The organism is Paradevosia shaoguanensis, assembly GCF_016801025.1.
Classification (GTDB): Bacteria; Pseudomonadota; Alphaproteobacteria; order Rhizobiales; family Devosiaceae; genus Paradevosia; species Paradevosia shaoguanensis.
In genome coordinates, this window is the sequence record NZ_CP068983.1 from 508,618 (window position 1) to 524,701 (window position 16,084).

Annotated in this window: 13 protein-coding genes; 8 read left to right on the forward strand and 5 right to left on the reverse strand. The window is 67.0% G+C overall.

Annotation, left to right across the window (positions count from 1 at the left end; genetic code table 11):
- Positions 1-245: 245 nt before the first annotated feature.
- From JNE37_RS02435 to xseA, 4 genes are all read right to left on the reverse strand, one after another.
- Entirely contained in the window at positions 246-1,421 is a 1,176-nt protein-coding gene (locus tag JNE37_RS02435) for a hypothetical protein (RefSeq protein WP_203065193.1), read from the reverse strand.
- Positions 1,414-2,553, reverse strand: a complete 1,140-nt coding sequence (locus tag JNE37_RS02440; protein ID WP_203065194.1) for a hypothetical protein — start codon at positions 2,551-2,553, stop codon at positions 1,414-1,416. The genes JNE37_RS02435 and JNE37_RS02440 overlap by 8 nt, the downstream gene beginning before the upstream one ends.
- 5 nt (positions 2,554-2,558) lie before the next feature.
- Positions 2,559-2,780 carry a DUF2093 domain-containing protein gene (locus JNE37_RS02445; protein WP_035035384.1) on the reverse strand — a complete coding sequence of 74 codons (222 nt, stop codon included), beginning with the start codon at positions 2,778-2,780 and terminating at the stop codon, positions 2,559-2,561.
- Positions 2,781-2,852: 72 nt separating this feature from the next.
- Positions 2,853-4,295 carry an exodeoxyribonuclease VII large subunit gene (gene xseA / locus JNE37_RS02450; protein WP_203065195.1) on the reverse strand — a complete coding sequence of 481 codons (1,443 nt, stop codon included), beginning with the start codon at positions 4,293-4,295 and terminating at the stop codon, positions 2,853-2,855.
- Between the two features lie 264 nt (positions 4,296-4,559).
- On the opposite strand from xseA, the gene purD reads away from it, so the two are divergent.
- Both purD and JNE37_RS02460 read left to right on the forward strand, forming a co-directional pair.
- Positions 4,560-5,834 carry a phosphoribosylamine--glycine ligase gene (gene purD, locus JNE37_RS02455; protein ID WP_203065196.1) on the forward strand — a complete coding sequence of 425 codons (1,275 nt, stop codon included), beginning with the start codon at positions 4,560-4,562 and terminating at the stop codon, positions 5,832-5,834.
- A complete protein-coding gene (locus tag JNE37_RS02460; RefSeq protein WP_203065197.1) occupies positions 5,761-6,864 on the forward strand; it encodes a patatin-like phospholipase family protein in 1,104 nt (367 codons plus the stop codon). The genes purD and JNE37_RS02460 overlap by 74 nt, the downstream gene beginning before the upstream one ends.
- Here the strand turns inward: JNE37_RS02460 and JNE37_RS02465 are convergent.
- On the reverse strand, positions 6,797-7,246 hold the full coding sequence (locus tag JNE37_RS02465; RefSeq protein WP_203065198.1) for a nucleoside deaminase: 450 nt from the start codon (positions 7,244-7,246) through the stop codon (positions 6,797-6,799). The two genes, JNE37_RS02460 and JNE37_RS02465, sit on opposite strands and share 68 nt — an antisense overlap.
- Before the next feature lie 255 nt (positions 7,247-7,501).
- On the opposite strand from JNE37_RS02465, the gene mutL reads away from it, so the two are divergent.
- The 6 genes from mutL to rsmD all read left to right on the forward strand — a co-directional run bounded on the left by mutL (position 7,502) and on the right by rsmD (position 16,084).
- The gene (gene mutL / locus JNE37_RS02470; protein WP_203065199.1) at positions 7,502-9,304 is read left to right on the forward strand and encodes a DNA mismatch repair endonuclease MutL; all 1,803 of its coding nucleotides are present in this window, start codon (positions 7,502-7,504) and stop codon (positions 9,302-9,304) included.
- Positions 9,305-9,394: 90 nt separating this feature from the next.
- Positions 9,395-12,349, forward strand: a complete 2,955-nt coding sequence (ileS, locus tag JNE37_RS02475; RefSeq protein WP_203065200.1) for an isoleucine--tRNA ligase — start codon at positions 9,395-9,397, stop codon at positions 12,347-12,349.
- Positions 12,346-12,891: a signal peptidase II gene (gene lspA / locus JNE37_RS02480; RefSeq protein ID WP_203065201.1), complete on the forward strand. Its 546-nt coding sequence runs from the start codon at positions 12,346-12,348 to the stop codon at positions 12,889-12,891. Before ileS ends, lspA begins: the two co-directional genes overlap by 4 nt.
- Positions 12,892-13,149: 258 nt before the next feature.
- Positions 13,150-13,860 (forward strand): hypothetical protein, encoded by a 711-nt coding sequence (locus JNE37_RS02485; RefSeq protein WP_035035366.1) that lies wholly within the window; start codon positions 13,150-13,152, stop codon positions 13,858-13,860.
- A gap of 121 nt (positions 13,861-13,981) precedes the next feature.
- Positions 13,982-15,523, forward strand: coding sequence for a pseudouridine synthase (locus tag JNE37_RS02490; protein WP_203065202.1), 1,542 nt, complete (start codon positions 13,982-13,984; stop codon positions 15,521-15,523).
- A gap of 3 nt (positions 15,524-15,526) precedes the next feature.
- Positions 15,527-16,084: a 16S rRNA (guanine(966)-N(2))-methyltransferase RsmD gene (rsmD, locus tag JNE37_RS02495; protein ID WP_203065203.1), complete on the forward strand. Its 558-nt coding sequence runs from the start codon at positions 15,527-15,529 to the stop codon at positions 16,082-16,084.

A 16,084-nucleotide genomic window follows, 5' to 3' on the forward strand; every position in this document is an offset into this window, starting at 1 on the left:
TTCCCCGGGGCGGAGACTCGGGCCTGTTGCGCCGCGCCACTCGAGTGGAGGCATCCGTGGGCCCCGGCTCTGCGGCCGGGGAAGTGCGGTGGTGGGGGACGTGCGGGAGGACGGGCAAGAACGGGGGCGAGAGCGAAACTGAGCGGCCGGCGCCTCTTCCTGATTGCGTTTGGGGAGAGAACCCCTCACCCGCCCTTCGGGCACCCTCTCCCTCAAGGGGAGAGGGCGATGGGGAGCGGTCGCGTTTATGGCTCCAGGAGGCGTTGGACGATTTTGGCGGCGGCGCCGAAGGGGCCCAGTCGCTCGGCGCCGATTTCGCCGCGGCGTGTGCGTTCTGCGCTGTCGGAGAGCAGGCGTGCGGTTGCGGTCGCCAATGCGGTTGCGTCCTGGGGGACCAGTTCGCGGGATTCGCCCATCAGGGCCTGTTCGTCGGCCATGCGCTTGCGGCGATTGTCGGGGCGGTCGAAGGTGATGACGGGGCGGCCGAGGCCGAGGGCCTGCTGGGTAGCGGTGCCGGCCTGGGAGAGCACGACATCGGAGGCTTCGATCAGGTTGCCGGTCACGCCGGTGGCGAGGTGGAGCGTGAGGCCGTCGCCGGCGAGCGTGCCGAGGTCGGCGGTTTCGCCTGAAGTCGGTGGTTGATGGGTGAGGCCCGTAGCCTGCGCGAGCGTGGTGGGGGCGATGCCGCCGGCGACCGCGACGAAGATGTCGGGACGCAGGTCGGGCGGCAGTTGGCGCAGGGCGTCGACCTGAAGCGCCAGGCTCTCGCCGGTGGTGGCGCGGCTGCCGGGAAGGAGCGTGACGGCCAGCGGGCGGGTACGGCGCGCGGTGGCGTCGTATTGGCCGTAGGTGGTGGTGTCGAGCATGACATTGCCGGCGGCGCGGGCGTCGATGCCGGCGCGTGCGAGGGTTTCGGCCAGCATGGCGTCACGGGTGAAGACGGTCTTGCAGGTGCGGCGGATCAGCCAGCGCTCGGGGGCGGAATAGGTGTGGGCGAAGCCGGACTTGAAGACGTCCAGATAGACGTCGATCGGCAGGCCCGCTAGGAGGCAGAGGATGGGGCCGACATTGTCGCCGACTACAACCACCTTGTCGTAGCGCCCGCGGGCCGAGCGCAGGAAGCTCAAGGCCGGGCGAATGCTCGAGAGCATGCCGCCCCTGACATCGCGGGCGACCGAACCCTTCGTGTGCCGCCAGCCCTCGGAGGGAATATCGAAGCGCGGGCCGACCAGCGGCGCCAGCCCCTCATAGGCGCGGCCCTGGCCGACCACCGGGTAGGCGTCGGCGACATGGCCCGCGGGCAGGCGCGAGATGATCTCGGCGGCGATGGAATCTTCGCCATTGCCGTTGGCGATGAAGAGGAAGCGCGCTGTCATGGGCGCAGTTAGGCCGCTCGTACCGGGCTTGGCAAGCTCAGGCAACAATGCCTTCCACCACCTCGCGGATCGCACCGGCTCCGCCGACACGTTCGCGGGCGATTGCCCCGATCCGCGCCCGCTCGTCGGGATTGGCGATCAGCACGCGCAGGGCCTGCGACACGCTGCCGACTTCGGGAAGCGTGACGATACGGGCGATGCCGAAAAGCCCCTGCTCGTCGCGGTAGCGCGCACCGCGATCGCGGAAGGAGCGGAAGTTGATGACCGGACGGCCGAGGCCGATAGCCTGGACGGTGGCAGTATCTGCCTGCGACAGCACGATATCGGATGCCTCGATGAGATTGCCCAGCGCCGAACCTCTGGCCATGTGGACGGTGAGGCGCTCGTCGCGCAGGGTGGAGAGATCGCCCGACTGGCCGGTGAGAAGGCCCGAGCGGTGGAGCTTGGCGGCCTTGGCGAGATCGTCGATGGAGACGGACCCGGCCACGGCGAGGAAGATATCGGGCAGATCCTGCGGCGGGAGGGCGCGGAGGGCGTCCATCTGCAGCGCGAAGCTCTCGCTGTTGCCGGCACGGCTGCCGGGGAGGAGCGTGACGGCGGTCGGTTGGGTGCGGCGGGCCATGGCGTCGTAGTCGCCATAAGGGACGCAATCCATGAGGACGTTGCCGACCGAGCGAGCCTGGTGCCCATCGGCGCGAAGGGACGCGGCGAGCTCTTCGTGGCGGCAGAAGGTCAGCGCGACGGTGTGGCCGATCAATTGCCGCTCAACGGCGGTATAGGGCCGGGCGTGGCCGGTGCGGTGGAGATCGAGGTAGATGGCCTCGCGGATGCCGGCGGCCCAGCAGCCGGCGAGCGCTGCGACATCGCCCACGACGACGACGCGATCATAGCTCCTGCGGACGCGGCGGAGAAATTGCACGCCGGGCCAGAAGGCCCGCACGTTGTTGAGGCCGAAATCGTGCGGCACGGAAAAGCGCGGACGCCGCCAGCGCGGCATCTGCGCGCGCGGACCCACGAGAGGACAGAGACCATGATAGGCCGTGCCTTCTCCCACCGCCGCATAGGCTTCCACGATGAAGCCTTCAGGCAGCCGGCGAATGATCTCGGCTGCGACCGAGTCTTCTCCGGAACTGGTGGAAACGAAAAGCAGGCGCCGCGGACCGGACGCTTCGGTCACGGCGGTCAGCCGTTCAGGCCATAACGCTGATAGGCCTGGTAGGCGGCGGTGGCATCGGCGTAAGGCTCCTGCCGATCGACGCTCCAGTAGCTGAGTTCGTCAACCGGAATGGGCTTGCCCGTGATGGCGCAGCGCACGAAGCTGCCGGGCTTCATGACCACGAAGTCGCCATCGAGATAGCGGATTTGTGCTTCCGAAGGGGTGAACCCCTTATCGAAGATATTCATGGCGTCCTCGCCCCCGCGCGTCCGGCCAAATGCTCACTGTGTTCCCCCTCATATAGAGGGGAAATGTGGCAGTCAAAAGAGGTCCGGCTGCTCATCATCACGGTCTTGCGAGGAACGCGGCTTCTTGGGCTTAACGGAAGGTAGAGGCCGCCCCGACGGCCCTGCCCCCTCGCCCACGGTCACCGGCACCTCGCCATCGGCGAATTCGATGCGCAGGGCATCGCCTTCCGCCAGGAACTCTCTGCCGCGCACGAGCTCGCCGCCCGCATCCTTGACGATGGCATAGCCGCGCGCCAGCACAGACTTGTAGCCCAGCGTCAGCAGCAGCTTGCCGAGGCTGTCGATGCGCTGGCGACGGTCCGAGACCATGCGCTTGAACGCCGGTTCGGCGCGCGCCGCGACGGGATCGTAGCGCAGCCGGGCGCGATGCACGGTGGCTTCGAGCGTCGACAGCGAGAGGCGCGAGGTGACGCGCGCCAGCTGGATTTCCTTGATCTGCTTGGCGTGCCGCAGGGCGGCCAGCAGGTTCGAGGAGGCGTGGTCGAGCCGCTGCTGGGCGGTGGCGATGAGGTCGGCCGGGCGAGGCAATCCCGCCGACGCCGCCCGCAGCCGGTCGCGATAGTTCGAGAGAATCCGCCGCGCCGCCATGCGCTGGCGCGCGCCCTGGTCATCGACATAGGCGATGAGTTCGGAGCGCACCGGCACCGCCGCCTCGGCTGCCGCCGTGGGGGTGGGCGCGCGCATATCGGCGGCGTAGTCGATGAGGGTGGTGTCGGTCTCGTGGCCCACCGCCGAGATGATGGGAATGCGGCTCGCCGCCACGGCGCGCACCACCATTTCCTCGTTGAAGCCCCAGAGGTCTTCGATGGAGCCGCCGCCGCGCGCGACAATCAGCAGGTCCGGCCGTGCGATGGGACCGTCCTCGGGCAGCGCGTTGAACCCGGCAATGGCCGCCGAAACTTCCGGTGCGCAGGTATCGCCCTGCACGCGCACCGGCCAGACGATGACGTGCGTGGGAAAGCGGTCTTCGAGCCGATGGAGGATATCGCGGATCACCGCGCCGGTCGGCGAGGTCACGACGCCGATGACGCGCGGCAGATAGGGCAGCGGGCGCTTACGCTCTTTGGCGAAGAGCCCTTCCGCTGCCAGCTTCTTGCGCCGCTCCTCGACCAGCGCCATCAGCGCGCCGGCACCGGCCGGCTCGATGTTCTCGATGACGATCTGGTATTTGGACGAACGCGGGAAGGTCGTCAGGCGCCCCGAGGCGATGATCTCCAACCCTTCCTCGGGCTTGAAAGCCAGCCGGGCAAAGCTGCCACGCCAGACCACCGCGTCGATCGAGGCGTCGGCATCCTTGAGCGTGAAATAGGCATGCCCGGACGAATGCTGCCCGCGATAGCCCGAAATCTCGCCGCGCACGCGCACATAGTCGAAATTCTCCTCGACGGTGCGGCGAACGGCCTGGGCGATCTCGGAGACGGTATATTCGGCAGCGTTGGTGAGTTGTTCGGCCATACCGGAGAGGTGCGCGATGGCGCCGAGTCCGTCAAGGGTGGCGAAGGCGCGGCGGGCATGTTATCGGGCGGCCGAGCCCGCCCAAGGCACGGCTGCCCTTCTCCCCTTGAGGGAGAAGGTGCCCGAAGGGCGGATGAGGGGTTCGTGATCCAGCCGCTGGCATAGCGCGTGCGGCAGACCCCTCACCCGTCCCCGCTGCGCGGGTCCACCCTCTCCCTCAAGGGGCGAGGGGAACCGGAGTCCTTGGCGAACTGGGAGCCCCATATGCGCGTACTTCTCATCGGTTCCGGCGGGCGCGAGCACGCTTTGGCCTGGGCTCTCGCCAAATCTCCCAAACTCGAAAAGCTCTTCGTCGCCCCCGGCAATGCCGGCACGGCAAAGGTGGCCGAGAACGTCGCCCTCGATCCCAACGATCACGCGGCAGTCCTCGACTTCGTAAAGTCCCAAAACATCGACTTCGTCGTCATAGGCCCCGATGCCCAGGTGGTGGCTGGGCTCGGCGACGACGTCCGCGCCATCGGCATCCCCTGCTTCGGTCCATCCAAACAGGCGGCGCAGCTCGAGGGCTCGAAGAGCTTCACCAAGGCGCTCTGCGACGAGATGGGCATCCCCACTGCCGCCTATGCAAAATTCGACGCTGAAGCCCCCGCCCTCGCCTATGTCCGCGAGCAGGGCGCGCCCATCGTCATCAAGGCCGATGGCCTGGCACTCGGCAAAGGCGTTACCGTCGCCATGACGCTCGAAGAAGCCGAAGCCGCCATCCGCGATTGCTTCGCCGGAGCCTTCGGCGCATCCGGCGCCGAAGTCGTGATCGAGGAATTCCTCGAAGGCGAGGAAGTCTCGGTCTTCGTTCTCTGCGACGGGATAAATTCCCTCCCGCTGGCCACGGCTCAGGACCACAAGCGCGCCTTCGATGGCGACAGGGGCCCCAATACCGGCGGCATGGGCGCCTATTCGCCCGCTCCGGTCATGACGCCCGAACTCATGGAACGCACGCTTGCCGAAATCATCGCGCCGACCATTTCCGGCATGGCCGCGCGCGGCACGCCTTACCAGGGCGTGCTTTTCGCCGGGCTCATGCTCACAAAGGACGGCCCCAAGCTCATCGAATACAATGCCCGTTTCGGCGACCCCGAGACGCAGGTGCTGATGATGCGCCTCAAGTCGGACCTGCTCGACCTGCTCCTCGCCACCGCCACGGGCGGGCTCGCTGGCCATACCGCCGAGTGGGATCCGCGCACGGCCCTCACCGTCGTTCTGGCGAGCCGGGGCTACCCCGGAAGTTACCAGAAGGGCACCGAAATACGGGGGGCGGAGAGCCTCGACACCGACACACTCCGGGTGTTCCATGCCGGAACTCGCCGTGATGGCGAGCGTTTACTCGCCATAGGGGGACGTGTGCTCAACGTCACGGCGCTTGGGTCCTCCGTCGAGGAGGCGCAGGAGCGTGCTTACCGAGCGGTTGATGCAATTGATTGGCCGGACGGCTTTTCGCGACGCGACATCGGATGGCGCGCAATCGCCCGGACTCGCGCCTGAACCAATCGTCAACCTTGAAGGCCTAACCTTTCCTGGCGTCAAGGCCGAGCCAGCGGCCCTCCCGCTCGTCGAACGGGGGCGCAGGCTGGCCGATGCCCTGCGGCGCAAGGGCAAGGAGCCCGGCACGAAAGTGTGGAGCGGCGCGGAACCTCGTATCGGCGTGGCCCTGGGTGGCGGATCGGCCCGCGGCCTCACGCATATTCCCTATATCGAAGCCCTGGACGAACTCGGCCTCAAGCCCGCCGTGATCGCCGGCACCTCCATCGGCGCCCTGATCGGCGCCGGCTGGGCCGCCGGCATGACCGGCGCCGAACTACGCGAGCATTCCTATGGGGTGCTGGGCACGACGCGCACCATCATGGGGCGGCTCTGGGCCACGCATGTGCCGCGCTTCGCCGGCATCCTCCACAACGGCATCCCGCTCCAGCTCGATGCGGCGCGCGTTGTCGACAGTTTCGTACCCGACAGCTTCCCCGCCGATTTCTCCGAGCTTTCGATCCCGCTCTATGCCGTCGCCACCGATTTCCAATCCTGGCATCAGGTCGTCTTCAATTCCGGCGCGCTGCGCCCCGCCATCGCCGCCTCCATCGCCATTCCGACGCTCTTCAAGCCGGTACGCTATGCCGGGCACCTCCTCGTCGATGGCAGCGTGGTCAATCCGCTGCCGCTCGACCAGGCGGCGGCCGATACCGACATTCTCATCGGCATCGACGTCAACGGCGACGCCGCCGAACAGCCGCGCCAGGATTACCGCCCGCTCGACGTCTGGTTCGGCTCGGCGCAGATCATGATGCACCAGCTCATCGCCAACGCCATGGCCGCCTACCCGCCCGATGTCTATGTGCGCCCGCATCTGTCGCTGTTCGGCGCCCACGAATTCTGGCGCGTGCGCGAAATCATCGCCCATGTCGATGCCGACAAGGACCGCTTCAAGCGCCAGGTCGAGGCCAGCATCGAGGCCTTTATCGCAAGCCGGCAAAGAAATCTTTCAGGAGCTGCCGGGAGCGCCGTTCGCCTGCACCGGCGATGACCTCCGGCGCGTGGTGGCAGGTTGGCTGCGCGAAGAGGTGCACGCCGTTGTCCACCGCCCCGGCCTTGGGATCGTCCGCCCCATAGTAAAGCCGCCGCAACCGCACATGCGCGATGGCACCGGCGCACATGGCGCAAGGCTCGAGCGTCACGTAAAGATCGCACCCATCGAGCCGCCCGGTCCCCCGCACCTCCAGCGCCTTCCTGATCGCCAGCATCTCCGCATGCGCCGTCGGATCGTTGAGCGCCCGCATCCGGTTCCGCTCGGCCGCAAGAACCTTGCCGTTTTCCACGATCACCGCCCCAATCGGCGCCTCACCATTGGCGGCAGCCTCCTCGGCCAGCGCGAGGGCAAGGTCCATCGGGGATTGGGGAACGGTCATGGGCGGTTGGTAGCAGGTTTGGGTTTGGTGGTGAAGGGTTCGGGCCCTTGGCCTTCCCCCTCCCTTGGCCTTCCCCCTCCCTAGCCCTCCCTGCAAGGGGGAGGGTGGGTGTCTTTGGTCAGATCGCGCAACAAACCCCACCCTCCCCCTTGCAGGGAGGGCTAGGGAGGGGGAACCCCAAACTCCGTCCCCGCCATTTCCGGGTCAACACCCTCCCCTACATCCCCTATGCTGGCGGCAAAGGAGAATCACCTCTTGTCTATCCGCCAGCTTCCCGAAGACCTCATCAATCGCATTGCCGCCGGCGAAGTCGTCGAGCGGCCGGCGAGCGTGGTCAAGGAACTGGTCGAGAACGCCATCGATGCCGGCGCTTCCAGGATCGTCATCACCACCGCCGGCGGCGGCAAGACGCAGATCCGCATCGAGGATGACGGATGCGGCATGGACGAAGCCGATTTGGTTCTCTCCGTCGAGCGCCACGCGACCTCCAAGCTCCAGGCCGACGACCTCGACGACATCCGCACCCTGGGCTTCCGTGGCGAGGCCCTGGCCTCCATCGGTTCGGTATCGGACCTCGCCGTCTCCTCGCGCCCCGATGGCGCCGAGAGCGGGCTGCGCCTCGAAGTGCGGCGCGGCGTCAAGCGCGGGCCGGTTCCGCAGGCGATGAACAAGGGCACGATCCTCGACGTGCGCAACCTCTTCGCCGCCGTCCCCGCCCGCCTCAAATTCCTCAAGACCGACCGCGCCGAGGCCGCAGCGATCACCGACACGGTCAAGCGTCTCGCCATGGCCAATCCGCATGTGCACTTCGTACTCGATGGCTCGGACCGCTCCACCCTCAACTGGCCCGGCATCACCGGGGAAGGCGCGCTTGCCGCCCGCCTCAGCCAGGTCATGGGCGACGACTTTTCCGAAAACGCCGCGCCGCTGGGCTTTGCCCGCCACGGCATCGTGGTGGCAGGGCTCGCGGGCCTGCCCACCTATTCGCGCGCCAACAGCCTGTCGCAGTTCTATTTCGTCAACGGACGCTCGGTGCGCGACAAGGTGCTGCTCGGCGCCGTGCGCGCCGCCTATGCCGATTTCGTCTTCCGCGACCGCTTCCCGGTCATCGCGCTCTTCGTCGCCGTCGATCCGGCCGAGGTCGATGTCAACGTGCATCCGGCCAAAGCGGAACTGCGCTTCAAGGACCAGGGCGCCGTGCGCGGTGCGGTGATCCGCGCCATTCAGGAGGCCCTTGCCGCCGCCGGCTTCCGTGCGTCGAGCACCGTAGCGGAATCGGTGATGGACGCCTTCCGCGCCCCCGAGCCCGCCATGGCCGAGCCGGTGCAGGAAACCTATCGCCCCGAAAACGCGCCCGCCTACCGCCCGGCCTACGGCGCCCCCGCACGCCCGCTGGCCTTTTCCGATTTCGCGCCCCCGAGCGCCCGCGTAGACCTGCCGCCCCCCGAGGTCCCCGTGCCCGCCGAACCCGAGGAATACCCCTTGGGCTCCGCCCGGGCGCAGATGTTCGAGAACTTCATCGTCGCCCAGAACGGGGATTCCCTCGTTCTCGTCGATCAGCATGCCGCCCATGAGCGGCTGGTCTATGAGCGCTTCAAGGCCCAGATGGCCGCCGGCCCTATTGCCAGCCAGGCGCATCTCATTCCGGTCGTCATCGAATTGCCGCAGGAAGATTGCGACCGGCTGGAAGAAGCCGCTCCCACGCTCGAAAAACTCGGTCTCTATCTCGAACGCTTCGGCCCCCGCGCCGTCGCCGTCCGTGAAACCCCGGCGCTGCTCGGTCAAACCGACGTTCACGGCCTCGTCCGCGATCTCGCCGACGGCCTCGCCGAATGGGACAGCGCCGAAGCGATCTCGGATCGGCTCGACGCCATCATCGCCCGCATGGCCTGCCACGGCTCGGTCCGCTCCGGCCGCCGGTTGCGGGTCGAGGAAATGAACGCGCTGCTGCGCGAAATGGAAGCCACGCCGCATTCCGGCCAGTGCATCCACGGGCGGCCGACTTACGTGGAATTGAAGCTCAAGGACATAGAGCGCCTGTTCGGCCGCACGCGGTAGCCCCCTCACCGTCCGCGACGCAAAAGAACCTTTCCCCCGCCGCCTTGCCTTGCTACAAGCGCCCCCTAATCCAATTTCAGTTGATAGCCGATGACCGATACCGCTCAGGGCGTCGAGACCGAACACGACTACTCGGCCACGCTCTTCCTCCCCCAGACCGAATTCCCGATGCGCGCTGGCTTGCCGGATCGGGAGCCGATTTGGCTCAAGCGTTGGGCGGATATGGATCTTTACCGGCTCCAGCGCGAGCAGGCCAAGGATCGTCCCAAGTTCACGCTCCATGACGGCCCCCCGTATGCGAACGGCAACATCCATATCGGGCACGCGCTCAACAAGACGCTGAAAGACCTCGTTTCCCGCTCGCACCAGATGCTGGGCTACAACTCGGCCTATGTGCCGGGCTGGGACTGCCATGGCCTGCCCATCGAGTGGAAGGTCGAGGAGCAATATCGCGCCAAGGGCAAGGACAAGGACGCCGTTGACGTCATCGAGTTCCGCGCCGAGTGCCGCACCTTTGCCCAGCATTGGATCGACGTGCAGCGCGAGGAATTCAAGCGCCTGGGCGTGCTCGGCGACTGGGACAACCCGTACCTGACGATGAGCTTTGATGCCGAGGCGCAGATCGCCCGCGAGCTGATGAAGGTGGCCGCTACCGGCCAGCTCTATCGCGGCTCCAAGCCCGTCATGTGGTCGGTGGTCGAGCGCACGGCGCTGGCCGAAGCCGAGATCGAATATGCCGACTACGAGAGCGACACCATCTGGGTGAAGTTCCCCGTCCATTCAGGCGGCGGCGAGATCACGTCCAAGGCCTTCCACGACCTCAATGCGTCGGTGATCATCTGGACCACCACGCCCTGGACGATTCCCGCCAACCGCGCCATCTCCTATTCGCCCAAGATCGCCTATGGCCTCTACGAGGTCACCAAGGCGCCCGAGGGCAATTGGGCTTCGGTGGGCGAGAAGTACATCATTGCCGACAAGCTCGCCGCCGAGGTCTTCGCCAAGGCCAAGGTCGAGGAATTCGCCCGCATCGGCGATGTCGATCCGGCCCACATCACCTCGACCTCCCATCCATTGCGCGGCCTCGCCGGCGGCTATGAGTTCGAAGTGCCGCTGCTCCCCGGCGAGCATGTGACCGACGACGCCGGTACCGGCTTCGTCCACACGGCTCCCGGCCACGGCATCGACGACTTTGAAGTCTGGATGGCCAACTCGCGGAAAATCCACGAGCGCGGCATCGAGACGGCGATCCCCTATGTGGTCGACGACGCCGGCTTCTATACCAAGGATGCACCCGGCTTCGACGGCGCACGCGTCATCGACGACAACGGCAAGAAGGGCGACGCCAACCAGCGCGTCATCACGGCTCTCGCCGAGCGCAACGCCATGGTTGCCCGCGGCCGCGTCAAGCACCAGTATCCGCATTCCTGGCGTTCCAAGAAGCCGGTGATCTATCGCAATACCCCGCAATGGTTCGTCTATATGGACCGCGACATCGAGGGGAAGGCAGGCGACACACTGCGCCATCGCGCGCTCACGGCGATCGATGCCACCAGGTTCTACCCCGCTGCAGGCCAGAACCGCCTGCGCGCCATGATCGAGGACCGCCCGGACTGGGTGCTGTCGCGCCAGCGCGCCTGGGGCGTGCCGATCGCGGTGTTCGTCAACAGGGACACCGGCGAGATCCTCAAGGACGAGGCGGTCAACCACCGCATCGGCCAGGCCTTCGAGGAAGAGGGCGCCGACGCCTGGTTCAAGGCGGGCGCCGCCGAACGCTTCCTGGGCGACGGCTACAAGGCCGCCGAGTGGGAAAAGATCGACGACATCCTCGATGTCTGGTTCGAGAGCGGCACCACCCATTCCTGGGTGCTGCGCAACCGCCAGAAATGGCCGGACCTGCAATTCCCTGCCTCGATGTACCTGGAAGGCTCGGACCAGCACCGCGGCTGGTTCCATTCCTCGCTCCTCGAAAGCTGCGCCACCAACGGCTTTGCCCCTTACGCTTCCGTCCTCACCCATGGCTTCACCATGGATGGCGAAGGCCGCAAGATGAGCAAGTCGCTGGGCAACACCGTTGCGCCGCAGGAGATCATCAAGCAGTACGGCGCCGACATCCTGCGCCTCTGGGTGGCCTCGGCCGATTATTCGGAAGACCTCCGCCTGGGCAAGGAAATCATCCAGACGACCGTGGATGCCTACCGGAAGTTGCGCAATTCGCTGCGCTGGCTGCTGGGCAACCTGGCTCACTACAAGCCCGAAGAAGACGTGCCGTTCTTCGAGATGCCCGAGCTTGAGCGGCTGGTGCTGCACAGGCTTTCGGAGCTCGATACGCTCGTGCGCGAGGCCTATCAGGAGTTCGACTACAAGCGCGTTGTCTTCGCGCTCTCGAACTTCATGAATATCGAGCTGTCGGCCTTCTACTTCGACATCCGCAAGGATGCGCTCTATTGCGATCCGATCTCATCGGTCCGCCGCCGCGCGTCCCTCACGGTGCTCAACCACCTCTACGAGTGCCTCACCGCCTGGCTGGCCCCGATCCTGCCCTTCACCATGGAAGAGGTCTGGCTCGAGCGCTTCCCCGGCGACACCTCGTCCGTGCACCTGCGCCAGTTCCCGAAAATTCCGGCGGACTGGGGCAATGCCGAGCTCGAGGCCAGGTGGGACAAGATCAAGGCCGTGCGGCGCGTCGTGACCGGCGCGCTTGAAATCGAGCGCCGCAACAAGGTCATCGGCTCCTCGCTCGAAGCGGCCCCGAAGGTCTTCGTTTCCGACGAGGCGCTGCTTGCGGCGCTCAAGGATCAGGATTTCGCCGAGATCGCCATCACCTCGTCCATCGAGGTGATTGGTGGGGACGGCCCCGCTGACGCCTTCCGCCTCGATGAGGTGGCGGGTGTCGCGGTGGTTCCCGCGCTCGCCAGCGGCAAGCGCTGCGCCCGCTCGTGGAAGATCCTGCCCGAAGTCGGTTCCGAAGCCGATTACCCGGACCTCTCCCCGCGCGACGCCCAGGCGATGCGCGAGCGCGCGGCGGCGGGTCTCCCGGTTTGAGCGGCCGCGGGTCGATCATCGTCAGCCTCCTGGTGGGGCTCATCGCCTTCGCGCTCGATCGCGGGCAGAAGTTCTACCAGGTGGCCAGCGCCTGCATCTCGCCCGAGCACCCCTGCCCGGCCGGGATGTTCCAGCCGTGGAGCCAGAACGGCTGGACGGGGGGCGAGCTGGTGCGCGTCACCGATTTCTTCGACTACGTCCTCATCTGGAATACCGGCATTTCCTATGGTCTTCTCGATAGCCTGCCCGTGGCGGCGCTCGGGGTGATCATGGTCATCGCCATCATCGCGCTGGGCATCTGGTGGTTCCGCACCGATGCCCCGCTGGTGCGGGCGGGCCTGGCCATGTGCATCGGCGGCGCGGTATCCAATGCGCTCGATCGCCTGCTTTATGGCGCCGTGGCGGATTTCTTCCACTTCCACCTCGGCGAGCGCTCGTTCTACATCTTCAACATCGCCGACGCGGCCATCACGCTGGGCGTATGCCTGCTGATCCTCGATGTGCTCGGCGTTGGGCGGCGGAAGACGGTCGCTGCGTCGTAACGCTAGCGCTCCCTCACGGGCCCCCGACTGTCGCGGGGAAGAGACAATTGTGATCGGGGGTGTCTGAGCATGCGGTGTGTCGTGCGCAATGCTGCCTCCAAACCCCGGCTTTCTGCCCCTCCATCCCCCCCTCTTGCGCGCACTGCAATCCGCCCTTAACAACCCGTGAACACGTTGCTGCCAGAATCTGGTCTTAGGCGGGGCAATGGGCTATAAGGCTTCGCCTTGGTCCTGAGGGGCTTCTTGAAGGAAAGTTGCATGCGTAACGTCAATACCGGGCGACGGCCCGCTCTTACGGCCGTGACCCGGGCTGGTCTCGTTTCTGCGGTTCTCTTGGTTGGCGCGGCTCTTTCCGCCTGCACGACGGTGGAAGGCACCAATGCCCTGACCGATGCGGGCACCTTCGAGCGCGAAGTGATGACCTCTACCCTCCAGGGTCTGTCGCTGGTTCCCAAGGGCGAAGGCAAGTCCGAGACTATCGAAGCGCGTGGCCCGCTGGTCATGCCCAAGGCCGGCTCGGTCGCTCCTGCTCCGCAGCAGAGCGTCAAGACCGCCATGCTCCCGGTCGATTCCAGCAAGGTGCAGATCGACGCCACCAACCTTTCCGAAGCCGACATCCAGCGCCTGCGCAATGCGCGCGTGGTCGACCTTCGCTCGCTTTCCGGCCGCCCGCTTACCGATGCGGAAGCCCGCCAGCTTACGGCGCGCATGAATGCGGCCAACATGGCAACCACGGCCAATACCAAGCGCCCGCTCTACTATCCGCCTGACGAATACTTCACCACCGTTGGCGGTCGCGACCTGGTTTGCGCGACGCCGAGCGGCGAACTCGTTCGCATCGACGATAACCGTTGCCCGCCGGCCATCCGCAAGGCGCTCCAGTCGCGCGGCGTCAAGGGACCGGCGTCGCCTGGCATGAGCGATCCGTTCAGCAGCCTTTCGGACGACCTCGGCCTCAGCAACAACTGACAATTTCCGGCCAGACATTTAGCTACCCCCTCTTGCAGCCGAGGCTGCGGAGGGGGTAACGACTCCAGCATCCGTTGAACCGCGCCGCCTTCGGGCCCCGCATGAAAAGAAAGCGTCCGGCATGACTGAGAGCCGCACCCCACCGGCCATGGGCGATCGCCTGGCCAAAGTCATGGCCCGCTCGGGTCTCTGCTCGCGCCGCGATGCCGAGGCCTGGATCGCCGAGGGCCGCGTGTCGGTCAACGGCAAGGTGGTCAAGACCCCGGCCTTCAACGTCACCGACCGCGACAAGATCGCCGTGGACGGCAAGCCGCTCGCCGCGCGGCAGGGCACGCGCGTGTGGCTCTACCACAAGCCGCCGGGCCTCGTCGTGACCGAGAAGGACCCCGAGGGGCGTCCCACGATCTTCGAAGCACTCGCCGAGAAGGGGTTGCCGCGCGTCCTCACTATCGGGCGGCTCGATATCAATACCGAAGGCCTGCTGCTGCTTACCAATGATGGCGGGCTCAAGCGGGTGCTCGAACTGCCGGCTACCGGCTGGCTGCGCCGCTATCGCGTGCGCGCTTTCGGCAGCATCACGCAGGCGGCGCTCGACAAGCTGGCGGACGGCATCGAGGTCGAAGGCGTCAAGTACGGGCCGATCGAAGCCACGCTCGAACGCGAGCAGGGCTCCAATGTCTGGCTGATCGTTGCGCTGCGCGAAGGCAAGAACCGCGAGGTCAAGAACGTGCTAGGCGCGCTTGGCCTCGAGGTCAACCGCCTGATCCGCGTCAGCTACGGCCCGTTCCAGCTCGGCGACCTGCCGGTGGGCGAGGTCGAAACCGTCAAGGATCGCGTGCTGCAGGATCAGCTTGGCGACCGGCTCGCCATCGAGGCCAAGGCCGACTTCTCGTCTGACCTGCCCGAGCCGCGCCGTATGGGGCGCGATACGGGCAAGCCTGTGCGCGGCGAGCGCCCTGCGCGTACCCGCAAGATTCATTTCGACGACGGCCGTGCGCCGATGGAATACACGGCACCGCAGCGCCGGAAGGGCGACGACGACAAGCCCATGCGCGGCAAGCGCGACGAGGGGTTCAAGCCGCGCCGCGGCAAGCCGGCGGATGCCGACCAGGCGCCACGCTCGCGTACCGGCAAGCCGCTGCGCGGCGAGAAGCCCGTGAGCGACCGTCCGCGCCGTGGCCACAGCGAGCGCCCCGATACCCGCGAGGCAGGCGAATGGACGCGCAAGCCGCGCGCGCCGCGCTCGACCGCCGGGTTTGACGACAAGGCGAGCGCGCCCAAGCGCACCTATGGCAGCAAGACGCATGACGGCGGCAAGCCGCGCTCGCGCAGTGCCGATGCCTCGGCCCGACCCGCACGTGGTCCGCGCGCCGAAGGCTCAGGCCGTCCGCCGCGGTCCGAAGGTGGTCCGGCTCGCGGTCCGCGTTCGGAAGGCGCAGGTTCGCGTCCTTCGCGTCCAGGCGGCGCCTCAGGGCGCCCTGCCCGGCCGCCACGGGGCGAAGGCGCACCGTCGCGCGGCAAGGCTGCTCCCGGCCGTCCGTCGCGTCCTGAAGGGGCGCCGAAGGGGCGTGGCGGCCCGCGCAAGGATGGCGGCTCGTCCGGTCCGCGTACGCCGCGCCCGACGGGTGGCGCGCCGCGCGGTCCCCGCAAGCCGCGCGGTTAAGCGATGCGCATCGTTGCCGGCAAGTTTCGCGGCAAGCAATTGCTCTCACCGCCCGACGACTCGATCCGCCCGACTTCCGACCGGGCGCGCGAATCCATCTTCAACATCCTCGCGAGCCGGATGGGCCCGCATCTGGATGGCGTGCGGGTCATCGATCTCTTTGCCGGCACCGGCGCGCTGGGGCTGGAAGCCCTGTCGCGCGGCGCGGCAAACGTGATTTTCGTGGATACCGGGGCTGATGCCCGCGGGCTCATCCGCGATCATATCGAGGCATTTGGCGCGGGTGGTGTTACCAAGCTGCTGCGGCGCGACGCGACCGATCTCGGGCCGGCGGGCACGATGGGTGGCATCGGTCTCGCCTTTCTCGATCCACCCTACGGCAAGGGCCTGGGCGAAAAAGCACTGGTCGAGTTGCGTGAGGGCAAGTGGCTGGCTCCGGGCGCCATCGCGGTGCTCGAAGAGGCCAGCGAGGTGGCGGTCGAACTACCCGAAGGCTTCACCCTCGAAGACCGCCGCGAATATGGCGCGGGCGCCATGCACATCCTCAGCTTCGCCGGCTGA